Source organism: Plesiomonas sp., assembly GCF_051650925.1.
Classification (GTDB): Bacteria; Pseudomonadota; Gammaproteobacteria; order Enterobacterales; family CAMTGL01; genus Plesiomonas.
The window spans coordinates 1-25036 of record NZ_JBOFRH010000188.1 but is presented as its reverse complement, the minus strand read 5'-3'; the positions used below and the strand labels follow the sequence as shown (position 1 = coordinate 25036).

At 49.3% G+C, this 25036-nt stretch carries 21 protein-coding genes; 10 read left to right on the top strand and 11 right to left on the bottom strand.

Annotated elements, in window-relative coordinates:
• Positions 1-83: 83 nt before the first annotated feature.
• Positions 84-671, top strand: coding sequence for a ribosome biogenesis factor YjgA (gene yjgA, locus ACRC27_RS04490; RefSeq protein WP_438622254.1), 588 nt, complete (start codon positions 84-86; stop codon positions 669-671).
• A 299-nt stretch (positions 672-970) separates the two neighbouring features.
• On the opposite strand, the gene tldD is transcribed toward yjgA, so the two are convergent.
• From tldD to csrD, 9 genes are all read right to left on the bottom strand, one after another.
• Positions 971-2416 carry a metalloprotease TldD gene (gene tldD, locus ACRC27_RS04485; protein WP_438622253.1) on the bottom strand — a complete coding sequence of 482 codons (1446 nt, stop codon included), beginning with the start codon at positions 2414-2416 and terminating at the stop codon, positions 971-973.
• A 127-nt stretch (positions 2417-2543) separates the two neighbouring features.
• Positions 2544-3434, bottom strand: coding sequence for a carbon-nitrogen hydrolase family protein (locus ACRC27_RS04480; protein ID WP_438639290.1), 891 nt, complete (start codon positions 3432-3434; stop codon positions 2544-2546).
• On the bottom strand, positions 3434-7303 hold the full coding sequence (locus tag ACRC27_RS04475) for a YhdP family protein (RefSeq protein ID WP_438639289.1): 3870 nt from the start codon (positions 7301-7303) through the stop codon (positions 3434-3436). Before ACRC27_RS04475 ends, ACRC27_RS04480 begins: the two co-directional genes overlap by 1 nt.
• A gap of 11 nt (positions 7304-7314) precedes the next feature.
• A complete protein-coding gene (gene rng / locus ACRC27_RS04470) occupies positions 7315-8784 on the bottom strand; it encodes a ribonuclease G (protein ID WP_438622250.1) in 1470 nt (489 codons plus the stop codon).
• Between the two features lie 59 nt (positions 8785-8843).
• Positions 8844-9407, bottom strand: a complete 564-nt coding sequence (locus tag ACRC27_RS04465; RefSeq protein ID WP_438639288.1) for a Maf family protein — start codon at positions 9405-9407, stop codon at positions 8844-8846.
• An 8-nt stretch (positions 9408-9415) separates the two neighbouring features.
• Entirely contained in the window at positions 9416-9904 is a 489-nt protein-coding gene (mreD, locus tag ACRC27_RS04460) for a rod shape-determining protein MreD (protein WP_438622248.1), read from the bottom strand.
• Complete coding sequence (gene mreC / locus ACRC27_RS04455) at positions 9901-11025, bottom strand: rod shape-determining protein MreC (protein ID WP_438622247.1); 1125 nt, start codon at positions 11023-11025, stop codon at positions 9901-9903. The genes mreD and mreC overlap by 4 nt, the downstream gene beginning before the upstream one ends.
• A 62-nt stretch (positions 11026-11087) precedes the next feature.
• Positions 11088-12131, bottom strand: coding sequence for a rod shape-determining protein MreB (gene mreB, locus ACRC27_RS04450; protein WP_438622246.1), 1044 nt, complete (start codon positions 12129-12131; stop codon positions 11088-11090).
• A gap of 276 nt (positions 12132-12407) precedes the next feature.
• Positions 12408-14345: an RNase E specificity factor CsrD gene (gene csrD / locus ACRC27_RS04445; RefSeq protein ID WP_438631469.1), complete on the bottom strand. Its 1938-nt coding sequence runs from the start codon at positions 14343-14345 to the stop codon at positions 12408-12410.
• Between the two features lie 311 nt (positions 14346-14656).
• Between csrD and acuI the strand changes: the two genes are divergently transcribed.
• The 9 genes from acuI to prmA all read left to right on the top strand — a co-directional run bounded on the left by acuI (position 14657) and on the right by prmA (position 23209).
• On the top strand, positions 14657-15661 hold the full coding sequence (gene acuI, locus ACRC27_RS04440; RefSeq protein WP_438639287.1) for an acrylyl-CoA reductase (NADPH): 1005 nt from the start codon (positions 14657-14659) through the stop codon (positions 15659-15661).
• A gap of 492 nt (positions 15662-16153) precedes the next feature.
• Complete coding sequence (gene msrP / locus ACRC27_RS04435) at positions 16154-17170, top strand: protein-methionine-sulfoxide reductase catalytic subunit MsrP (RefSeq protein ID WP_438622243.1); 1017 nt, start codon at positions 16154-16156, stop codon at positions 17168-17170.
• Positions 17170-17823, top strand: a complete 654-nt coding sequence (locus ACRC27_RS04430) for a protein-methionine-sulfoxide reductase heme-binding subunit MsrQ (RefSeq protein ID WP_438639286.1) — start codon at positions 17170-17172, stop codon at positions 17821-17823. The genes msrP and ACRC27_RS04430 overlap by 1 nt, the downstream gene beginning before the upstream one ends.
• Positions 17824-18034: 211 nt before the next feature.
• Positions 18035-18478, top strand: a complete 444-nt coding sequence (gene aroQ / locus ACRC27_RS04425) for a type II 3-dehydroquinate dehydratase (RefSeq protein ID WP_438622241.1) — start codon at positions 18035-18037, stop codon at positions 18476-18478.
• A gap of 27 nt (positions 18479-18505) precedes the next feature.
• Entirely contained in the window at positions 18506-18955 is a 450-nt protein-coding gene (gene accB, locus ACRC27_RS04420) for an acetyl-CoA carboxylase biotin carboxyl carrier protein (RefSeq protein ID WP_438622240.1), read from the top strand.
• 12 nt (positions 18956-18967) lie between these two features.
• Positions 18968-20311: an acetyl-CoA carboxylase biotin carboxylase subunit gene (gene accC, locus ACRC27_RS04415; RefSeq protein ID WP_438622239.1), complete on the top strand. Its 1344-nt coding sequence runs from the start codon at positions 18968-18970 to the stop codon at positions 20309-20311.
• A gap of 120 nt (positions 20312-20431) precedes the next feature.
• A complete protein-coding gene (locus ACRC27_RS04410; protein WP_438622238.1) occupies positions 20432-20677 on the top strand; it encodes a YhdT family protein in 246 nt (81 codons plus the stop codon).
• A complete protein-coding gene (gene panF, locus ACRC27_RS04405; RefSeq protein ID WP_438622237.1) occupies positions 20667-22121 on the top strand; it encodes a sodium/pantothenate symporter in 1455 nt (484 codons plus the stop codon). Before ACRC27_RS04410 ends, panF begins: the two co-directional genes overlap by 11 nt.
• Before the next feature lie 200 nt (positions 22122-22321).
• Positions 22322-23209: a 50S ribosomal protein L11 methyltransferase gene (gene prmA / locus ACRC27_RS04400; protein WP_438629486.1), complete on the top strand. Its 888-nt coding sequence runs from the start codon at positions 22322-22324 to the stop codon at positions 23207-23209.
• A 124-nt stretch (positions 23210-23333) separates the two neighbouring features.
• Here prmA and ACRC27_RS04395 read toward each other — a convergent pair whose 3' ends face one another.
• Both ACRC27_RS04395 and ACRC27_RS04390 read right to left on the bottom strand, forming a co-directional pair.
• A complete protein-coding gene (locus ACRC27_RS04395; RefSeq protein WP_438639285.1) occupies positions 23334-24521 on the bottom strand; it encodes an ABC transporter permease in 1188 nt (395 codons plus the stop codon).
• On the bottom strand, positions 24518-25036 hold a 519-nt coding region (locus tag ACRC27_RS04390), incomplete at its 5' end, for an ABC transporter permease (protein WP_438639284.1). The genes ACRC27_RS04390 and ACRC27_RS04395, both read right to left, overlap by 4 nt.

Sequence of the window (25036 nt, the reverse complement as noted above, 5' to 3'; positions counted from 1 at the left end):
TATCAGGAATACTCAGCAATTTCGCAGCCGTCGCACTAACCTGATAGAATCAGGTTATTATCTTTGATGTAGCGAGTGCAACCATGAAAAAGCAGCCCGGTAATGAGCAAGATTGGCAAAAAAATGATGATGACGATGACATCATCTGGGTCAGTAAAAGTGAAATCAAGCGTGATGCAGAAGCGCTGAAAGTGTTGGGACAAGAGCTTATCTCTTTGGGTCGTCAGGCGCTAGCCCGCGTTCCACTTGATGATGAGCTGCGTGCTGAGATTGAGCTGGCAAAAAAAATCAAAAAAGAAGGGTTGCGCCGTCAGGTTCAATTTATCGGTAAAATGCTCCGTTCTCGTGATGTAGAACCTATCATTACTGCACTTGATAAAATGAAGAACCGCCACAACCAGCAAATTGCACTGTTCCATAAATTTGAACACATTCGCGACCGCCTAATTGAAAATGGTGATGCGGATCTGCAACTGGTACTGAATGATTTCCCAAATGCTGATCGTCAACATTTGCGTAATCTTGTGCGCAGTGCGGTGAAAGAGCGTGCTGAAAGTAAGCCACCAAAAGCTTACCGTGAAATTTTCCAGTACTTAAAAGAGCTGGCTGAACAGCGTGACCTGCCGGAAAATGCAGATCTCGATGAAGCCGATACAGAGACTGATCACTAATCTCTACCAACCCGTATACCGTCAATAATACCTGTATTCATTACGTATAGAGGCTCTTCCAACGCACTCAACGTGCGTGGAAAGTAAGTCATTACCAACCGACAAAGCACCATGGCCAAAGTACCATGATCAAAGTACCGTGATCAAAGTACCGTGGCGTAACGCTCGTCAGCTATGCATGTAATAAACAACGGATACAGGTTGCCATAAAAAAGAGCCAGCAGATCACTCTGCTGGCTCTTTTGTTGGTATTCAGTGCAGACCTATTTTTTATAGTATCTGCAATGCCTGATGAGTGTTTAGGCGGTACCGCCAACGGTCATCGAATCAAGTTTCAAGGTTGGCTGCCCCACGCCAACTGGCATGCTTTGCCCCTCTTTACCACAAACACCGACACCTTGATCGAGTTTCAAATCATTGCCGACCATCGAAACTTGCTGCATCGCTTCAATACCCGACCCAACCAGTGTTGCCCCTTTAACCGGACGGGTAATCTGCCCATTTTCAATCAGGTAAGCTTCGGAAGCTGAGAAGACAAATTTTCCGGAGGTAATATCAACCTGACCACCACCAAAATTAGGCGCATACAGACCGTACTCAACACTGCTAATGATCTGCTCAGGGGTGTGCTCTCCGGCCAGCATGTAGGTGTTGGTCATCCGTGGCATTGGTAGGTGCGCGTATGACTCACGACGGCCATTTCCGGTTGGTGCAACCCCCATTAAACGGGCGTTGAGCTTATCTTGCATATATCCTTGCAAAATACCGTCTTTAATCAGCACATTGTACTGTCCGGCAACCCCTTCATCATCAATATTCACTGAGCCTCTGCGGTGAGCCAGCGTGCCATCATCCACAATAGTACACAGCGGTGATGCCACTAGTTCACCAATCCGACCGGAAAATACCGAGGCTTCTTTGCGGTTAAAATCACCTTCTAGGCCATGCCCAACCGCTTCGTGCAGTAGAACGCCCGGCCAACCGGCGCCGAGTACGACCGGCATCGTACCTGCTGGTGCGGGGGTTGCACGCAAGTTGACCAACGCCTGACGTACCGCCTCTTTTGCATAGGCGGTTGCGCGCATTTCGCCGTTTTCCTGTTCCATAAAATGGCTGTAGCCGGTACGCGCACCACCGCCCGCAGAACCGCGCTCACGCTGCCCTTCATGCTCAACCAAGACGCTGACCGACAAACGCACCAATGGGCGAATATCGGCAGCCAATGTGCCGTCAGTGGCGGCAACCAAGACCTCTTCATACACTGCCGTTAAGCTGGCGCTAACCTCACACACCCGCGAGTCTTCAGCTCGGGCGGCTTTATCCACCAAATGTAGCAGTGCGATTTTATCTTCACGACTTAAACTACCGAGTGGGTTGACCGGCAGGTAGATACCGCTGTGGCTTTGCGGTACAAAACGCTGCACCGTGCCGCAACCGGTTTGCTGGGCAATACCGCGCGCGGCAAGCGCACTTTGCTGCAAACTGGCCAGCGTAATCTGATCGGCATAGGCAAAACCGGTTTTTTCACCGCTAACGGCACGCACGCCAACACCTTTATCAATGTTGTACGATGCATCTTTAATAATGCTGTCTTCTAGTACCCAAGCTTCATGGTAGCTCGACTGAAAATAGAGATCAGCATAATCAATGTGACGCTCCGCCAGCAGGCTTAATGTTGATTCGAGATCTTTAATTTCCAGACCAGTAGGTGATAGTAACTGCTCACTGACGGTATTCAGGCTCATTGAATGTACTCTTTAATTTTTTACGGGATAGCACAGTGAAAAGCACATCGATAATCGGCTGAAAAATATCACTTCCCCTGTATGGCTGAGTATTACCTCACCGATACAGGGTTATGGTTGTGGTATTTCAATCAGACACAGCGGTGCTGTCGGTCTTCTCTGTGCTGTGCATGTTATTAGTACTATCCCGAAATTGGGTTTGAAAACGATTATGCTGATAAACTGGCATACGGCGGCGCAATACCGGCAACAGGGATACATCAACGCACGTTTGTAGCGGGGCTACGCGTTCAGGCTGTTCAGCCACAATCGTGCCCCACGGGTCAACAACCATGCTGTGACCCCAAGTATGCCTAGATGGTGAGTGCCCACCAACTTGAGCAGCAGCCAGTACCCAGCACTGATTTTCGATTGCTCGCGCACGCAGTAATACTTCCCAGTGCGCTTCACCTGTCACTGTGGTAAAGGCTGATGGGATCACTAAAATCTCGGCACCTTGTTCCCGCAAGCGCTGATACAGCCCCGGAAAGCGTAAATCATAACAGATAGATAAACCGAGTTTTCCCACCGGAGAGTCAACCACCACCACTTGCTGACCGTGCTGATACACGTCAGACTCACTGTAATGCCCTTGTTGATCGGCAACTTCCACATCAAACAGGTGAATTTTGTCATACCGTGCCTGAATGTGGCCAAGATTATCAAATAACAAAGTGCTGCTGGTGAGATGGTGGGTATGTTCGGCCTGATACAGCGGCATTGAGCCAACCAGCAACCATTTATTGTAACGCTGCGCCAGCGTTGCCAATGTTTGCTGTAAACGGCCTTGCCCCTGCTTTTCTGCGTTGCCGCGATAGGCAATGGCATCGGCAAACAGCAGCGCATTTTCCGGCAGAACAACCAATTTTACGGATTCATCAAGTTGTTTCAGCTGACCCTCAATTTGTAATAGATTCAGCTGAACATCATTACCGCTGCATAATTGTAAAAGGGCGATATTCGGTTTGCGCGTTCCCATCAGAAATCTCCTTTTTCTATACGCTGCGTCTCTTTAATAACCGGATTATCTACGCTACCGCCAATATGGTAGCGTAACAACGAAATTTTGCTCCACAACGGTGACAATACCTGTGAGGCGGTAAACAGTGCAATACCCGCCACCGGATTCACCACAAATGCGGTCGCAACGGAAAGACCGGCACCGAGTTCTGGTGCAATCAGGGCATCCATATTTATAGTTCGCTGCACAAGGTTGACTGACCCTTTCAGTGCGATATCGGCCAGTAGGCCGTCAATCATCAGGTTATCGGTTTTCAGTATACCCTGATTAATCACCGCATTGCCGGTTATCTTGTCGTAGAAAAAACCCTCTTGGAAAGCATCGCTGAAATCTAGTTTCAGTTTCCGCAGCAGTGAATCTGTGCTGACTAAACGCAAAACTTGTCCGGCTCGGCCACCAACATCGGCAATCATTCCCTTGCGCATGTTGACGGCAACCGAACCTGAAAGTGAAGGCAGTGCCAGTTGCCACGGCGCACCAACAGCACGCAGATCAAGGCTGATATCGGTCGGGGTATCGCGCAAAGGGATCGCAACCCCCCAGGCGGCCAGCATGGCAGAAGAGCTGTTGGTCTGTAAGCGCCCTTGCAGCTCGGTTGACTCTTTACCCGCAACACTGCGTCTCCAACGGCCATTGAGTGTCACTTTACCCAAACCGGTATCAATCAGGCCATTTGATAGCGTTATTTGCTGTGGCGAAGGGGTGATATCAGCCTGAATTTGTTTGAAATAACGTTGATTTACCCAGCAGTTATTACAGCGCAATTGAGCCGCTGGCCACTGGCTAAAGTTGATCGCTGACGACGCTTTATCTGCCACATTACCCGATGCTGATGTACTGCTCTTTGCCGTAATCGCCCCCGATGTACGGTGCCTGTTCAATTCGGGATCAATTGGTTCAGGATCAAAATAGAAATATGACAGATTCAGCAACCACGGCGCTTTCGCACTAATAATAGCGTGCCCGCGGATCTGCTGCCCGTAAGCATTTAACCGATACGCTTTACCACTTTGCTGACCATTGAGAGAGAGATCTGCCCACTTTTGTTCTGCCAATTTGAGTGTTGCCACATCAACTTGCAGATATTCCGGCAGAAGCGGCTGTATCTGAGCGCTCAGGCTTTTGCTCTTATCCACTGAACTCAATGGATCGACATTTAACAGACGCAACCAGCCGTCGGCATCTATCTCAGGGACATTCACCACCAGCGCAGTACGGGTAGCTGGGTTTACGGTTGATCGTGGCTGGCCAAGCGTGACCGTTGCCTTTTGCAACTCCGCGCGTTTATCTAGCCGCCAGGCCCCCTGAAACGCGGCCAGTGACCCCATTTGTGCTTTAATGGTGAGTTGTTGCAAATTACCGGTCGCATCAGCCTGCCAATTTGCCTTACGCCAAGCTGCTGGGCCAAACGGTGCCGGCAATGCGCTGCGTACCCGATCGGTGCTGCCGTGCAGTTTGACTTGGTAATTTGCACCACCGCCTTCTGGTAGAGTGACGCTGACCTTGCCTGTCCACGGTAAATGTCCGCCCAGTTTTGACCATACCGGAGAGGGGTAAGGAACGTTCAAGGCTGATGCGGCCCAGTTTCCCGCCAGATCCACACCGATTTGATAACGGTCATCCTGTTGCTGAGTGGTAAAACTTAAGTTCAGCGGTTGCTGCCACAGCGTGGCCGTTAACGGGCTGCTTGTCAGAGTACCGTTATCAAACTGAAAATTGCCTTTTACAGAACTCAGCGGTAAATCGAGTGATTTCAGACGTAACTGATTATCCGGCAGCCAGACTTGGCCTTTAGCATCAACCGCTTCACCGGTTAATGGGATCGCCAGAGTAAACGCGCCTTTTACTGGGCCGGTAAGCTCAAGCTCTGACAGCGCCGCACCAACAGAGTCTCGTAATGGGGATTCGGTGAGGTAGTGCTGAACATCTGGCGCATTGCCTTGCACATTGGCAGCAATTTTTAGTACCGAGTCTGCGTGCAGCGGATCAATACTCGCCTCAATGTTGGTTGCCGCAGCAGCCCCTAAGCGGGCATGACGGCTGCTCATCAACAAACGATCATCTTCAAACAACAAATCTAAATTAAGATCAGTGAGCGGTAGCCAGTGCGGGTCAAATTCAAAAGTAGCCTGACGAACCGGCACTTTTACCTGAAATACGCCCTCTTTTTGTTCATAGGGAAATTGCAGCGGATTCCCCGCCCACAGCAATGAAGCACCACTAACCTGCCCCGCTTTTAGTGTAGGGGTTAGATACTCAGTCAGCCCTTTTCCCATCAACGCATGCGGATAATAACGCCACGCTTGTGCCGCTTGATTTAAGTTAATCCCCGCTAAAATACTCAGCCACGGCGGTTGTTTATTCGGCCAGTTCAGACGAAATTGCCCGTTTAACTGCAAATATGGCGTGCGCAAATCTGTATGTGTACTCCAGATTGACCAGCCTTCGGTATCCGATTTCAGATCAAGTGTTAGCGCACTGTTGAGTAGCGTAATCGGTTCAGGGAACTGTTCCGGATAGGTAAATTGTGCCTTTTCAGTATTGAGCTGCAATTGCGATCTTGCCAGCGATCCACGCCAGCGGCCTGATACGGTACTGATCCCCGGCCATGCTCCCCACTGCTGCCACCCCAGATTGCTAAACTGCACATCACCACTGATCTGCGCTGGACTGAACGCTGCTGAATTTGCCCGAGGTAGGCTAAGTTGCACCTGATCTATCTGCCCGCGCGGAGCAATTTGCTGCAACACGTGCGCCGTAGGCTTACTCAGCATCGACATAAATGATAAAAACGGCGTGATCCGCGCCAGATCAAGTGCGCCCGATTGCAAGGTAAACAGTGTCGGGCTAAGTGAAAATGAGAGTGAACTGAGTGGCCAACGGATGCCGTCAGAATTGAGTGCCAAATCGGGGATCTGCGCCTGTAATATCTCACCGGAGCGGCGGATGTTCATCTGTAAACGCGAAAAGCCCAATGTATGCTGTGCTGAAGCATCACTCCAACGGCTCAACCCCTCATCGAGCTGAATAACACCCTGCTGAAGATCGTTGTTGGCAATATCCAACCATACTGAAGCGCTCACCTGAGCCGAGCGCAAACCGGTAACCGTTTCGAGTTTTTCCGTCAGCCACGGCTGAATATTCAGCTGTTTTCCCTGAAGATAAACTTGCCCGCGCGCCAATCGTCGTTCACCATCATACAAATCCAGCCGCAGATCAAGCCGACCATAGGTATGCTCATCGCCGCGCAGTGCAATAACCCCTTCAGCCTGATGGCGGGTTTTACGGTTTAGCCAGCGTAACTGCTCAACATCCAAACGGATACGTTCACCGTTCGGGCTTAAAAAGGCCAACCGGCTGTTACGCAGATCAAAGCGAGTCAATTGCTCAAACACCAAATCACCGATACGGTGCAGTTGCGCCTCATCAGCAGGCTGGCGCTGCTCAAAAGTGCGACCATCTAAGGTTGCATTCAGATTGATATCAGCATTTGAAAAGGTGAGTTCGTTAAATTGCCAACGCTGTTGCCAGAGTGATTGCCACACATTTAATTGCAGCATCATCTGGCCAACATTGACATTTAACGTTGGCGTAGACAGGGTAATATCATCTAACACGAGCTGCGGCCCGCCCTCTTTCCAGCGAGCCGAAAGCTGACCAATTTGCAGCGGTAGATGACTTGCCTGCTGTAAGTGCGCCACAATAGGCGCACGCCAGTGATTGATGTAGGGCAGGGAAAAACGCAACGCACTGAGTAACAAAGCGAATACGATTACCACACCGGCAACAGTGTATAACCCGAGAGTGGATCGTGTTCGTTGCTTCACAGCAAGCTCCGTCACATCATGACGACATCAAATTGTTCTTGATTATACAAAGGTTCAGTCTGGATCTTGACCTGTTTACCGATGAATAACTCCAACTCTGCAAGCGCATGAAACTCATCGCCACGCAACACCTCTCCAACAGCAGCGGAGGTATACACCAAAAATTTATCGGCATCATAGGCGTGGTGAACCCGCACAATTTCACGCAAGATCTCATAGCAAACGCTTTCGACTGTTTTCACCGTACCGCGCCCCTGACAAGTCGGGCATTCTCCGCACAACACATGCTCTAGGCTTTCACGGGTGCGCTTACGCGTCATCTCAACCAGACCAAGCTGGGTAAAACCGTTAATGTTGGTCTTCACCCGATCTTTACTCAACGCCAGCTCTAATGAGCTCAATACCCGCCGACGATGATCATCACAGGTCATATCAATAAAATCGATAATGATGATGCCACCTAGATTACGCAAGCGTAACTGGCGGGCTATCGCCTGTGTTGCCTCAACATTCGTATTGAAGATGGTCTCTTCAAGATTACGGTGTCCAACAAATGCACCGGTGTTGATATCAATGGTTGTCATCGCTTCAGTCTGATCAATAATCAGATAACCGCCTGACTTAAGCTGTACTTTTCGATCAAGTACCCGCTGGATCTCATTTTCGATATCAAACAGATCAAAAATTGGCTGACGACCGCTATACAACTCAAACTTATCGGTCAGTTGCGGCACATATTCACGGGTAAACTCAGTCAGCACATCAAAGGTTTGACGGGAATCAACTCGGATACGATCAAGTTCAGTCCCCACAAAATCCCGCAAAATACGCTGGCCAATGGCTAACTCACCATACAAAGTACTGCGGCTACCCAAACGGGTTTTACGCTCAAGCACTTTGCTCCATAAGCGGCGCAAAAAGGCAGCATCTTGCTCTAGCTCACCGGCACCCACGCCTTCTGCTGCGGTGCGAATAATAAATCCGCCCAGATCGTCACAATATGCACTCACAATCGATTTTAAGCGATCGCGTTCGGTTTCACTTTCAATTCGCTGCGAAACACCAACATGACTGGCACCCGGCATAAAAACCAGATAGCGCGAAGGCAGTGTAATATCGGTAGTCAGGCGAGCACCCTTAGTGCCTAGTGGGTCTTTCACCACCTGCACCATCAGATCTTGCCCCTGACGCACTAATTCGGAAATATCACGTACCCGAAACTGCTTTTGTTCGTTATCAGCCACACATTCAGTGTGTGGAACAATATCGGAAGCATGCAAAAAAGCCGCTTTATCTAAGCCGATATCAACAAATGCAGCCTGCATACCGGGTAATACGCGGCTGATTTTCCCTTTATAAATATTGCCGACAATGCCACGTTTGGCTTCGCGTTCAATATGAACTTCTTGTAATACGCCGCCCTCTATCATCGCGATACGGGTTTCACTTGGCGTAACATTAATTAATAGCTCAGCCGTCATGGTAATTCCTCAACTCTTATCTTGTTTGCTCCCGTTTCGCATGATGGCGGCGTTGAGTGTTAACGCTTCACGTCAAAACGGGCCAGCAACTGATCGGTTTCCATTAAGGGTAAGCCCATCACAGCATGGTAACTGCCTGACAGGTGAGCCACAAAACGCCCACCTAATCCCTGAATGCCATAAGCGCCCGCTTTATCCGCCGGTTCGCCTGACGCAATATAGTGCGCAATTTCTGTATCCGTTAATGCGCGAAATGTCACATCAGTCACCACACAGCAGTCAACTATTTGCTGACGGTTGGCAACGGCAACGGCCGTCATCACCTGATGTGTCTTTCCTGATAGCGCACGCAGCATTACGGCGGCATGTGTGCTATCGCGCGGTTTTTCAAGCACTTGTTGATCTAAGACCACAATGGTATCAGCACCAATAACCGGATAATCATGGGTAGCCATCGCTACACCCGCAAGCGCTTTATCCTTTGCTAACCGTACCACATATTCTTGTGGCGATTCAGAAAAGTCATAAATTTCAGGTACATCAGGTCGCAAAACTGTAAATTCTGCGACCAATAATGCTAATAACTCATGCCGGCGCGGTGATCCTGATGCTAAATAAATCATAATACCTCTTATCGCACGCTACACTGACGGCGTACTTTACGCAGCAGTAAAAATAACCATGGCCACAAAATACCGCTGACCACACTGCCCCATAACATTTCCGGACGAAACTGCACGGCCGATACCAAAAACTCAGCCCAAAAAATAATTAATTTACAGGCAAGGGATAACATCAAGATCACCAATGCCTGTTGCCATAAGGCCAAATTACGCAACAATTGAAAATTAAATGCCACGACATAGGCCAGCAGTGACAAAGCCAGCGCATGCACACCTAAGGTTGAACCTTGTGCCAAATCCCACAAAAGCCCGACCACAAACGCACTGCCTACATTAACCCGGTGGGGTAATGCCACCACCCAGTAAACCAGCACGAGTGCCAGCCATGAAGGACGCACAGCATCAAGCTCCAGTGGCCACGGCATCATCTGCAACACCAGTGCAATTAAAAAGGATAAGGCGATAATAATTTGCCCGCGTGCACGGTAAAAATTCACTGTACTTTCCTCGGAGCCAAAGATGTTGGTGTTGCACTCGTTGTCGGTGAACGATTCACCACAGGCTTACTCTGTACAGCTGTTTTTTTCACCACCCCACCAGCTGAAGTAGCTGCCGGTGCAATAGCAGGTGCAGTCACCGAATTAACCTTACCCACCATCGCCGGATTTGCCGCTGGGAGCAGTGGCTGGGCATCAGTGTCTGCTGTAGCCGGCGTAGGTAATGGCGGTAAAATATCTGGCAAACGCTCACGCGCGGCCGCACGAACATCATCAGCTGTTGGCGGTGGTGTCGTTTCACTTTTGTTTGGCCACAGCAGCAGCAGATAACGCAGACGCTCTAGTTGTGCTGTTGGTGTTGCAATCACCACGGCAAATGCATTTTGGCTATCTACTTCAAATGATTTAATAATCCCTACCGGATAGCCTTCTGGAAAACGGCCACCTAGACCCGATGTCACCAGCATATCGCCGGCACGGATATCGGTAGAGCTTGGGATATGTTCAAGTTGCAGCTCATCACGCCGCCCAGTGCCGCTAGCTATCACCCGGATATCGTTGCGCAAAACCTGCACAGGAATGGCATGTGTCGCATCAGAGATCAGCAACACACGGCTAGAAATCTTACCAACCGAGATCACCTGTCCGACAACCCCTTTATCGCTGATCACCGGCTGCCCGATATATACGCCCTGATCAGATCCCTTATCGATCACCACCTGATGACTGTAAGGATCGGTATCTGCCGTTAATACCTGTGTCACCATTTTACGCTCATCACTGCGCAGCGGTGATCCGAGCAACTCGCGCAGGCGTTTATTTTCATGCTTAAACTGACTGAGCATCAACAGATCGCTGTTTTTACGCTGTAACTCTTGGTGCAATGCACGGTTTTCGAGGATCAGGCGCTCTTTTGTTTCTAAACGTTCAGACAGGGTATCAAGCAGTTGGCGTGGTGAATTGGCAAGATAGTGTAACGGGCTGACCAGCGTGTCGAGTGAAGAGCGCACGCTGCTAAAGGTAATCACGCGGCTATCCATAATCAGTAAACTGATTGAGGCGATAATAGCAAGAAAAAGACGTAACTGTAGGGATGGACCCCGACCAAAAATCGGTTTCATGATGTTGTGTTAACCCTCGGTATGCAGAGGGTGGCAAATCACTTGCCACCCGATAACTCGGCTTAATCTTCGCTAAACAGATCGCCGCCATGCATATCGATCATTTCTAACGCTTTACCACCACCGCGTGCCACACAGGTCAGCGGGTCTTCTGCTACCACAACCGGAATACCGGTCTCTTCGGTCAGCAAACGCTCTAAATTACGCAATAACGCACCACCACCGGTCAGCACCATTCCACGCTCAGAGATATCAGACGCAAGTTCTGGTGGACACTGTTCTAAGGCAACCATCACCGCAGAAACAATACCACTCAACGGCTCTTGCAGCGCTTCGAGGATCTCATTGGAGTTCAGTGTAAAGCTGCGCGGTACACCTTCTGCCAAATTACGGCCACGGACTTCAATCTCTAGCACTTCATCGCCCGGATACGCCGAACCAATTTCATGCTTGATGCGCTCTGCGGTTGCTTCACCAATCAATGAACCGTAGTTACGGCGCACATAATTGATAATGGCTTCATCAAAACGATCACCACCAATACGCACAGAAGAGGAGTACACCACACCGTTAAGTGAGATAACCGCCACTTCAGTGGTACCACCACCGATATCGATCACCATTGATCCGGTCGCTTCTGATACCGGCAAACCGGCACCAATTGCAGCAGCCATCGGCTCTTCAATCAAGAAGACTTCACGTGCACCAGCACCTAATGCCGACTCACGGATAGCACGACGCTCAACTTGGGTTGCACCAACAGGCACACACACCAGTACGCGCGGACTTGGACGCATCATGCTGTTGCTATGCACTTGTTTGATGAAGTGTTGCAACATTTTTTCGGTAACGAAGAAATCTGCAATAACACCATCTTTCATCGGACGGATAGCCGCAATATTGCCGGGCGTACGGCCCAACATTTGTTTGGCCTCATGCCCGACCGCTGCTACGCTTTTAGCTGAACCGGAACGATCTTGGCGGATCGCAACCACCGACGGTTCATTCAATACAATGCCTTGTCCTTTCACATAGATCAGGGTGTTTGCAGTACCCAAATCAATGGACAAGTCATTAGAAAACATGCCACGAAACTTTTTAAACATAACTAACGGCCAATCCTGAAAACTCTACCCGGAAAATTCGGGCTACTCTACCAACCACCACTGAGCTGCTCAAGACTACAGGGGGTTGATCACGCAATTCCGATGAGAATAATGCGGTCATCCTCACCAATCATATTTATTTAACTATTTTACCACTGTCGGTACCGGCTACCGGCTGGTGCAGGCAACGCTACTTAGCGTTATATTCACACACCATCTTCATAACCACTTAACAACAATGCAGTAACCAAGCACAGTTATAGCCACTCAACGTGGTCAGGGCTGATGACGGCGAAACGGTAACAAGCTGCGCTCAACCACCGGTTTAACCGGTGAGAATAACAGCCCTTGCCCCGCATAAACACCTAACTTACGTAAGTTTGCCCACTCTTGTGTAGATTGTACACCTACTGCGTATAATCGTGCCGATGTTCCTGCACATGCACCAATTAAGCTACGAACAAATAACTGGTTCTCAGGTCTTTGATGAATATTATGCACCAAACTTGGGTGTAATTTAATAATATCAATCTGCAAAAGCTTAATATAAAACGTATTAACCACTGTTAAACCTGCTTGGTTAATAACAAGTTTACAGTCCATACCTTTTAGAAAACGGGCCGGAACACGTAATCTATCGATATGTTGACACAAATCTGCCTCTGCAAGTTCCAAAAATAATCGTTGTCTGATCTCTCTGGGCTGTTGCATTAGCAGATCACGAAGCCAATATTGGAACGATTTTCGCAATAATGCATCAACAGTCAGGCTAATGGCTACACCTTCATGCGCAGGTATTTTGGCGAGCAATTGGATAGCCATCAACATAATTTCACGATCAAATCGTTCGGCTAATCCTAACTGCTTGACCATTGGCATAAATTCAACCAAACGCAACCAGTTACCTTGTTCATCACGAATGCGGACAAACAATTCAACCTGTTCTGACGCGCCATCACGGGTAAAAATAGTCTGGGTAAACGGGTGCAGTGCATGCTGTGACAACGCATTTTCCAACAAGGTTCGCCAGCGCACTGAACCACGGCTTGGCTGATCATCAGCCACCGACTTACTGCTAGCAAACCAGCTGTTAGTGCCCTGTAAAGAGGCCGAGCGTACCGCCATTTCAGCTTCATCCATCACGTTTTCTAACATGTCACCCTGATGAAAGCCGACAATACCGATAAACAAAAATGCATCTGAATACACACCATGTGGTAAAGGCAGTTGCTGCACCATTTTTAATATCTGTTCGGCTAACTGCCCTGCCTCTTTGATATTTTGTTGCGGTAAAATAGCGGCAAAATCACCGTCAAAATAGCGGGCTAATAACCCATTTGGAATACGCAGTACAAATGTGGAAAGCTGAGCAACCAAATCCTGAATCAGGGTATCAGCCACCTTATCGCTCAAATCATGGCGCAATACATCAATATCGGCCAAACGCACGACCATCACGCTGCCTTGACTGTCAGGCTCATCCAATAAGGCTGAGAGCTGATTATCAAAAAACATGCGATTAGACACGCCAGTAAGCTGGTCTAAAAAGGTGTGAGATCGGATAAAAGTATCGAAGCGACTGCGCTCTTGGCGAGCATCTTGTAACTCCACCATCAACCTGTCGAGCACAATACTGGCCGATTGCGGCCATTCACGGGGATCACGCTGCGGGATATCTTCAATCCCTTTATTGAGAATCAGCCTAGCACGATCTTCGAGAATTTCAGCGCCAATTAACTGTTCGCGCAGCCAGTTTAGCCCCAAAATAAGGCCAATCAGCACTAACCCAGCAGCCAGTGAGATAGATGACATTGAAACCATCGAATAGGTGTAGTCCACCAGCGGATCGGCGGCCGTAATATTAACGGTTAACCCCGGTTCAAGCAGCAATGGGTAGCTGTAGTGAACCAACAGATCATTGGGCAGGTGATGGAGACTTTTACCATCATACTGGTACAGCACATTTTTTCCGTCAGTGATGACTAATGAGCGCACTTGTGCGGCCATCAAAATCGGCGGCAACCAGTTTTTAAGATCAGAAGGCCCATGCTCATGTGTCTTCTGATCCACCACAGTGACCACGGTTTGCCAACGGTGGGTTATCTGATCTTCGGCCAGCTGCCGAAAACCGATAGTACCGCCAATAAGCATAACAACCACGGCCAAACCGACAAATGAGGTAACAAATGCCACAAACCGAGTGGTAAAACGCATCCTTGTTCTTCCATAATAGTTGTGTTGGCGTGTGTCATTGCAGCCGTTGCCCGCTTTAACAAACCATGTTTACGTTGCACGGCCACATCAAAAAAGAGAGAGCGAACAGTACGTAACGAGCACCCCGTTACAGCACGATCCGTATTGTTATTATTGTGCAGTAAATAACGGTTTTTCTCTAGGTTTACTGACTATCGAAATGAGACTTCTTTTAATTTAGCGAAATAACGTTTTTTTATGCATAAATTTGCCATTCATTATTATTGAATTATACAGTAATCACTGATTTCCCAACCAAGAGAGTCCGCCGCATGAAAGCCCTTATTCTTGAACAGCATCAGCAACGCACGCAGGCTACGGTCACCGAGGTTGATAGCTCTTTCTTACCTGAACAAGATGTGACAGTACAGGTTCAATGGTCTTCCCTGAACTATAAAGATGCACTGGCTATTACCGGAAGTGGAAAAATCATTCGCCAGTTTCCGATGATCCCCGGTATTGATTTTGCCGGTACGGTACTTAGCTCGGCAGATACCCGCTATCAAGTTGGCGATGAGGTGGTACTGACTGGATGGGGCGTTGGTGAACAGCACTTTGGTGGATTAGCTGAGCAGGCACGAGTTAACGCCGACTGGCTTGTTCCCTTACACAGCGGGCTAAGCGGGCGAGATGCCATGATTATCGGCACTGCTGGGCTAACCGCCATGCTGTGTGTAATGGCTCTCGAACAAGGCGGTATTACACCCTCAATGGGTGAGATAGTCGTTACCGGCGCGAGCGGCGGGGTTGGTAGCGTGGCCGTGCAGTTGTTGAGTCTGCTAGGTTATCAGGTGGTTGCCGTCACCGGGCGGGCTGATAACCACGCTTACCTGCAAGCGCTCGGCGCACATCGGGTAATTACGCGCGAAACACTGAGTGCGGTATCACGCCCGCTAGAAAAGCAGTGCTGGGCGGGGGCAATTGATACTGTTGGCTCGCAAACACTCGCCAGCATGCTGGCACAAATGCAATACGGTGCAACCGTTGCGGCCTGTGGGTTGGCAGGAGGCGCTGATTTACCAACCTCTGTAATGCCATTTATTCTGCGTAACGTGCGTTTACAAGGCGTTGATTCTGTCAACGTACCTTATGCCCAGCGTATTGCGGCGTGGGAGCGTTTAGCTACTTTGCTGCCACGGGCATTTTACCCACAGGTAGCGCATGAAATTACGCTTGAGCAGGCCCCAGACTATGCCGCTCGACTCTTGGCAAATCAAATTACCGGTCGCGTGCTGGTGAATATTGCCAATAATATTGCAGTCGATACGCCAAAATAAAAACACTCTGTTTTATATTTATCGACCATGAATACAATATTGTCTGAATATATTGCGCTATATCAACGAATCTAATGCGTAAAGACTTACAATTATCAGCAATTAAGTCAGTTTGATTTTATCGGAGGCCATTTGCCTCCGTTTTTTTTATCTTTTTTCTCTTCTCTGATCCCTTTTATTGTTTTATTTCTCTAAGCTTTTCTCTTCTCTCTCTTCAGTCCATGCGGAAAAATTATCACCCGCCGTAAATAAGCTTTTGTCTTTTGTTTTATCCTTTGCTTGCATCCTTCCAAAATAAATACGCTTTATTGCTTTTATAGCGATAACTTATTTAAAACAATTTCACAAAATAACACCTACAATAACTTTACCGGCACACATTAAAACGGTTAATTTATCTGCATAACGATAACTGCCGTATGCACAGTACGTATTTGCTGATTGGCATGGCCACACCTGTTGGTTTTCCCTTACGTTAACCGGAGATTTGTTATGCTGATCCGACGCATTGCCCCTGATCACCTGACCGAGCAACATGTCACGCCTGAGCACCTCTACTATTCACGCCGTGATGTTTTAAAAGCGCTGGGGATCACCACCACGGCGCTCAGTTTGCCCATCAGCGCACAAGCTTCATTGCTCGATATTTTTGCAGATAAACCGGTATCTGCTGCCACAGCCACACGTTCAGCACTGAACTTTAGCCGACCCGCCGAGTACCAGAACGGGCTGGCTTTGACACCGGAAGCTAAAGTAATCGGCTATAACAATTTTTATGAGTTTGGGCTGGATAAAGCCGCGCCGCAGGCCAATGCCCAGCAACTGGTCACTACGCCGTGGCAGTTAAAAATTGATGGCGAAGTGGAGAAACCACAAGTATTTGATAGCAATGATCTGCTGACGCGTTTTCCGCTACAAGAGCGCATTTATCGTCTGCGCTGTGTAGAGGCATGGTCAATGGTGATCCCGTGGATAGGCTTTGAGCTTGGCGCGCTGTTACGGGCAGTACAACCCACCAGCCGAGCTAAATATGTCGCGTTTCAGACTTTGTATGATCCTGCTCAGATGCCAGGTCAAGCCAATGCCGGTATCGGCGGTAATATTGAGTACCCGTATGTCGAGGGCCTGCGGATTGATGAGGCGATGCACCCGCTGACGATGTTGGCGGTCGGCTTGTACGGTTCAACGTTACCACCGCAAAATGGCGCACCAATCAGGTTGGTTGTTCCGTGGAAATATGGTTTTAAAAGCATTAAATCCATTGTGCATATCCGTTTACTCGAAAAACAACCTCCCACAACATGGAATCAAATTGCACCGCAAGAGTACGGTTTTTATGCCAACGTCAATCCGACCGTTGATCATCCTCGCTGGTCACAAGGCAGTGAGCGGGTCATCGGCAGCGGCGGGTTGTTAGATATCAAACGCCAGCCTACCCTGCCTTTTAACGGGTATGCCGAACAGGTTGAAGGTCTGTATCAGGGCCTCGATTTACGGAAAAACTTCTGATGGAATGGCGGCTAAAACTCAAACCGGTGCAGATTAACGGCCTAAAGCTGGCATTACATGGCTATAACCTGCTGGTCATTGGCTGGCTCTATTATCAACTCAGCCACGGGCTACTGGGGGCAGATCCAGTCAAAGGTCTGTTGCACGGTATCGGCCGTTCAGCGCTGGAGATGCTCTATCTGACTCTGCTGATTTCACCGCTAGCAGCCCTGTTACATGCACCACTGCTGTTGCGGTTACGCCGTATGCTGGGTTTATGGTGTTTTGCTTGGGCCAGCTTGCATTTACTGGCCTATGCAGCACTGGAGTTAGGCTGGGATCTACCGCTCTTTGCCAGTGAAATCATTAAACGCCCTTATCTTGTACTCGGTGCTGCCAGTTGGCTTATCTTGCTGTTACTGGCGATCACTTCCAACCGTTTCTCCCAAATTCGCCTTGGCCGCCACTGGCAACAACTGCATTTTGGCGTTTATCTGGTGGCAATTGCTGCACCAATACACTACGTGTGGTCAGTCAAAGTGCTTTCTCCACGCCCGATTATCTACCTGCTGATTGCGCTACTGTTGCTCCTGTGGCGAGTCCGGCGTACATGGCAGCAAAAATCGGCCATGCGCAAGCGCGCATCATCCCCAAAAATACCTGTCGGCAGATAGGCTGAAAAGGCAAAATTAGAGTTATAGCTCTAGTTATTATCAGAGCATCTTCGCTGATAAGACCAGTATTTTGCTGCCAATTGAGCCGATATCATTATAATGTTCACATTACTCACGACTTAAACGTGTACTTGCACGTCTAATCTGGTATATCCACGTAAATCAGCGTATTTTGTTTTATCACAGCATGTTTGCCGGAGAAGTCAGCATAATGGCGCAACATCGTCGTATATTGCTCTTAAATGGCCCAAACCTTAATTTACTAGGATTACGGGAGCCTACGCACTACGGTTCGCGCACACTCGCACAGATTGTGGAGCACGTAAGCGGCGTAGCGGCACAGGCGAATGTCCAGCTCACCCACTTTCAGTCAAACTCTGAAGCGGCACTGATAGAGCAGATCCATCAGGCTCTCGGTGAGCAAGACTTTATCCTGATCAATCCGGCGGCATTCACACACACCAGCGTTGCTCTACGCGATGCGCTGCTCGGTGTTGCGATCCCATTTATTGAGATCCATTTGTCCAACGTACATGCACGTGAACCGTTCCGGCATCACTCTTATTTGTCTGATATCGCAGTCGGTGTGATTTGCGGTTTAGGCGCTGATGGGTACGAGTTTGCGTTACACGCGGCAATCCGCCGTCTGTCATAAAATTAACAACACTACGGAACCACGCTAATGGATATTCGTAAAATTAAAAAATTGATTGAACTGGTTGAAGAGTCAGGTATTTCTGAGCTGGAAATTTCAGAAGGTGAAGAGTCGGTTCGCATCAGCCGCAATATTACCGCGGCACCAGCGGCACACTATGCCCCTTACCCAATGCAAGCACCTGCGGCGCAGCCTGCTGCACCGGTTGTTGCACCTGTAGCGCCAGTTGCCGAAGCGGTATCTGGCCACGTTGTGCGCTCACCCATGGTAGGTACGTTCTACCGCACACCAAGCCCTGATGCAAAGTCATTCATCGAAGTTGGCCAGACCGTTGCCGTTGGCGATCCTTTGTGCATCGTTGAAGCTATGAAAATGATGAACCAGATTGAATCCGATAAAGCCGGTGTGGTGAAGGCGATTCTGGTAGAAAACGGTCAACCAGTGGAATTTGATGAGCCTCTGGTTATCATCGAATAACAAGGAGTGGCCATGTTGGATAAAATTGTTATTGCTAACCGCGGCGAAATTGCGCTGCGGATCTTGCGTGCCTGTAAAGAGCTCGGTATTAAAACTGTTGCCGTACACTCAACGGCAGACCGTGAGCTCAAGCACGTCTTGCTGGCCGATGAAACGGTCTGCATCGGCCCGCCACCGTCAACCAAAAGCTACCTGAATGTGCCGGCTATCATTGCAGCGGCTGAAATTACCGGTGCAGTAGCCATCCACCCAGGTTACGGCTTTTTGTCAGAAAATGCCGATTTTGCCGAACAAGTGGAAAACTCAGGCTTCATCTTCATCGGGCCACGCGCAGAAACCATCCGCCTGATGGGGGATAAAGTCTCCGCGATCAGCGCCATGAAAATTGCCGGTGTACCTTGTGTTCCGGGGTCTGATGGCCCGCTGGGCGATGATATGGATAAAAACAAAGCCATCGCCAAACGCATTGGTTACCCGATCATTGTCAAAGCTTCGGGCGGCGGCGGCGGTCGCGGTATGCGCGTTGTTCGCAGTGAAAAAGAGCTGGCGCAATCCATTACCATGACCCGTGCGGAGGCAAAAGCTGCCTTCAATAACGACATGGTTTACATGGAAAAATACTTGGAAAATCCGCGTCATATCGAAATCCAAGTGCTTGCTGATGGTCAAGGCCATGCTGTTTATCTGGCTGAGCGCGACTGCTCAATGCAGCGTCGTCACCAGAAAGTGGTCGAAGAGGCACCTGCTCCGGGTATCACGCCAGAAGTTCGCCGTAATATCGGTGAACGCTGCACCAATGCCTGTATCGAAATTGGTTACCGTGGTGCCGGAACGTTTGAATTTCTGTATGAAAACGGCGAATTCTACTTTATTGAGATGAATACCCGTATTCAGGTTGAACATCCGGTGACTGAAATGATTACCGGTGTTGATCTGATTAAAGAGCAACTGCGTATTGCCGCAGGTATGCCGCTCTCTATTCAGCAATCTGATGTGCATGTTCACGGCCACGCCATTGAGTGCCGCATCAACGCAGAAGATCCGGAAACCTTTTTACCTTCACCGGGTAAAATTACCCACTTCCACTCTCCGGGTGGTTTTGGTGTACGCTGGGAATCTCATATTTACACCGGTTATACCGTACCGCCGTATTATGACTCCATGATCGGTAAGCTGATCACCTACGGCGAAACCCGTGAAATTGCCATTTCACGTATGCGTAACGCGCTGTCTGAAACCATTATTGATGGGATCAAAACCAACATCGGGTTACAAGAACGTATTATGGCTGACGAGCATTTCCAACAGGGTGGAACTAACATCCACTATCTGGAAAAGAAACTCGGTTTGCAGTAAATAGGGTTCACCAATATCCAGGTCGGAAATCATTCCGGCCTTTTTTTTTATCCCTTTCGTAATCTGCGCTACAATTGCCGCCTTTTTTTAATGTTAGCTGTGATGGAGACATTGCGGATCATGCACGATCATCGCTTCAAACAAGCTCACCGTGAAGCGCGCTGGGCATTATGGCTTACCATTGCTTACCTTGTCTGTTGGTCACTGTTTGCCTATTTGCCAAGCAACCAATTGGGCATTACCGGCTTACCGCACTGGTTTGAAATGGCCTGCCTGCTACTGCCGCTGTTTTTTATTTTGTTGTGTGGATTAATGGTGAAACACATTTATCGCGATATTTCACTGGAGCGTTCCGATGAAGAGTGAAATTATTCTGCCCCTCGTCGGCTATCTTGTTTTGGTATTTGCCGTCGCCATTTATGCCTACTTTCAGCGCAGTAAAGGCAACTTCCTGACCGAATATTATGTCGGGAATCGTTCTATGGGTGGTTTTTTGCTCGCCATGACCCTGACCGCCACCTACACCAGCGCCAGCTCTTTTATTGGTGGCCCAGGTGCCGCCTACAAATACGGGTTAGGCTGGGTGCTGCTGGCGATGATCCAACTGCCCGCAGCATGGTTATCACTGGGCGTGCTGGGTAAAAAGTTTGCCATTTTATCGCGTAAATATAATGCCCTGACCTTGAATGATTTACTGTACGCACGCTACAAAAATAAAACAGTGGTCTGGATCTCCTGTGCCAGCATGCTGATCGCGTTTTTTGCCGCAATGACCGTACAGTTTATCGGCGGTGCCCGCCTGCTACAGACAGCCGTGGGGATCCCCTATCTTGATGGCCTGCTGATTTTCGGCGTTACCGTCGGCCTATACACCATGTTTGGTGGATTTCGCGCCGTCGCGATGACCGATGCCCTACAGGGGATCGTGATGATGATCGGTACTGTGATCCTGCTGTTTGCCGTGATCCATGCAGCCGGCGGGATCAGCCATGCCGTGACCACTTTACGTGCCATTGATCCCGACTTAATCAGTGCCCACGGCCCTGACGGTATGCTCGATCTGCCTTTTATGGCCTCATTCTGGGTACTGGTCTGTTTTGGTGTTATCGGCCTGCCGCACACAGCCGTGCGCTGCATGGCTTACAAAGACAGCAAAGCACTGCATTTTGGCATGATTGTCAGCACTATCATTGTTGGTATTCTGATGCTCGGCATGCACCTAACCGGCGCACTCGGACGAGCAGTATTACCCGATTTAGCCATTCCAGATCAGGTGATCCCGACACTGATGATTCAAGTATTACCACCAATTGCCGCGGGGATCTTTTTAGCCGCACCGATGGCTGCAATTATGTCGACCATTGATGCGCAACTGATCCAATCTTCCGCCACACTGATCAAAGATCTCTACCTGCGTTTACGCCCACAGGATGAACAAAATGAGCGGCGGATCTCGCGTCTTTCTACCCTGAGCACCCTGATTTTAGGCGTTCTGCTAATTCTGGCAGCATGGCAGCCACCGGAAATGATCATCTGGCTAAATTTGCTCGCCTTTGGCGGCCTGCAAGCGGTGTTCTTATGGCCACTGGTGTTTGGTTTGTACTGGGATCGTGCCAATGCAGGCGGCGCACTGACCTCGATGATCGCTGGCGGTAGCTGCTATGTGGTCATGAATCTAATCGGGGCAAAACCTCTGGGTCTGCACGCGATTGTACCAACCTTGATTTTCGGTCTGTTGGCCTTTTTAGTCGGAAATATGTTGACCGAATGCCACCAGCGTAAACAGATGCGCATACAGGCAGAGAGTTAGAGTTAAAGCGTTAAACCGAATAACATGGCTGACGGACTGGCGATAAGATGAGTGCCATACCTCAGCCATGTTATTCTTAGGGATATACCAGCCAGTTTTTGTACTGGCTATCCAAACGGTTTTTTCTCCACAGAACTCTTTTTTATTCACACCATTTTCATCCACACCATCACGCTGTGGATCAACCGAGAGTACTCAGCATGCCTTGGATTCAACTGAAACTGAACACGACCGGCGCACAAGCCGAAGCCATTGGCGATCTGCTGATGGATTGCGGCTCTGTCTCCGTCACCTTCATGGATTCCCACGACACGCCGGTGTTTGAACCGCTACCCGGTGAAACCCGTCTGTGGGGCGATACTGATGTCATGGGGCTATTCGATGCCGAAATGAACATGGCCGACGTCATGCAACAACTCACCACCAGCCCGCTTTTACCTGCCGATTTTGTGCATAAAATCGAGCAGCTCGAAGATAAAGACTGGGAGCGTGAATGGATGGATAATTTCCACCCAATGCAGTTTGGCCGCCGTTTATGGATTTGCCCAAGCTGGCGCGATATCCCAGAACCTGATGCCGTCAACGTGATGCTCGATCCGGGTCTAGCATTTGGTACCGGTACACACCCAACCACCGCGCTGTGCCTTGAGTGGCTTGATGGGCTGGATCTGGAAGGCAAAACCATTATTGATTTCGGTTGTGGTTCGGGCATTTTGGCCATCGCCGCACTGAAACTCGGTGCTGCCCGTGCCATCGGCATTGATATTGATCCACAAGCTATCACTGCCAGCCGTGATAACGCACAGCGGAACGGTGTATCTGAACGCCTTGAACTGTATTTGCCGCACGATCAGCCTGCCGATCTGCAAGGTGATGTTGTGGTTGCCAATATTCTGGCCGGCCCGCTGCGTGAGCTGGCCCCGCTGATCAGCGTACTGCCAAAAGCCGGTGGTCATTTAGGCTTGTCGGGAATTTTAGAGTCACAAGCTGAATCAGTTGCCGATGCTTACCGCGCCCAGTTTGCCCTCGATCCGATTGCCGAGCGTGAAGAGTGGTGTCGCATTACCGGTATCGCCCGTACAAAATAACGGTACGAAATAGCGGTAAAATACACCACGCCGCACCGATAACACGCGATTAAACATAAAAAACCCCACAGCATAATGACTCTACTGTGGGGTTTTATTTTGATGATCACTTACGATTTGAGTGTTAAACCGCTTTTTCAGCCGACACGCTAACAACCTTATTCACCGCTAAACGCTGGCTGTGCAACAACACCCATCCTGCCAAAACGGTATACACCACCGCTTGTATGCCTAAACGCAATAACGGATCAGACGCTTCACTTAATGATGCCCCCATTTGGTTATATTGCACCATCAGTTCAATACCATTCACACCGGGGATTAAACGCGCTAGCCAAATAATGGGCTCAGGAATAGCAATAATCGGCCACACAAATCCGGCGGTAAACACCATCGGCAGTGAAGAGAGCAATACCGCTTGGGTTGGCGTTTCCCGCCTAGTCATGAAAAATGTAATCATCACCGCAAAGCAGTAGGTCGTCCAAAATAGCAGAGTACAAAGCAGCAGCAATATCCACGGGTTCGCCTGCCGTACCACATTGTAGTAATCAAAGCATGTCCCTAGATAGTACATAGCCGCCACCAGATACAACGGCACAAAAACCAGACCGCGCGCCAACAGCAGTTTCCACGGTGATACAGTTTGCCAGTAACCGCGTTCACCACCGAGTGTCCGCTCTTTATATTCAGCCGTTTGAATGCCCGCCGCAATCAGTAATGTCTGATGTAAAATCAATACAAATACCGCAGGAACAATATAGGCAATATAGCCAATAGAAGGGTTAAACAGCGCCTCAGTTTGTGCCCGTAACGGTAACGCAGTTCCCAGCGTTCCCTGATAAGGTGTACCCTGCATCAGCTCTTTGGTCACCTTAACCTGCGCGCCAAGTGTGCCGGCTGCACGCGCAATCCCTTCGATAATGGATGAATAGACAAGAAAATAACTGGCATCACCGGCAGCGGCAATTACTGGGCTTTTTCCCATCAATACATCACGGGAAAAATGCTGTGGGATAACCAATAAGCCATGCACCTCACCACTTTGCAGCCACTGATCAGCCTCTTGCTGTGAGGTTGCATTATGGGTTATTTCAACTTGTGGTGTTGCCTCAACCATACGGATAAACTGCCGACTTAAGGCTGAGTGATCACTATCCCACACCGCCACCGGCATGCTGGTAACCACCTGATGTGAATAGGGCTGCGGATAGAGCACCGAGTAAAAAATCAGCCCGACAAAAACGGTCATTAAAATGGCCGCATTTTTACTCAGCGCACGCACCTCTTCCCGCCAAATTTGGCCCAATGTCATTGCAGACTCCCCAGTTTACGTAAGCGAGCACGCAACAGTAACAATGCCAGCGGGATCACCAACCAAAACCACAGCAAATCAGACATGCTACGCCATGATACCGCCCACGATGCGGCATAATTTACCTGCTGAATTTGCACCTGAATGTAGTGTGATATTGGCAACATGTCTGACCAAAATTTTGCAAAACTAGGCATATTAGCCGCCGGAAAGGTCACCCCCATAAAGGCAAATGCCGGCGCGGAGTAGGCTGCCGCAGTACTGGCTGCTCGGCCATAGTGAAAACTAGTGCAATACAGCAGCGTTCCCATAGCAACATAGGCACCAATCATCAGCCACTGCGCCAATAGGATTACTGGAATACTGCCCTCAATCGGCCAGTCCAACCAACCAAATACGCCCCATAAAAACAGTGCCCCTTGTACCGCACTGATCAGCGCGTATGGCAGCATTTTTCCGACAAACGCTTTACCCAAACAACCATTAGCTGACTGTAGCCATGCTGCGCCATTGCT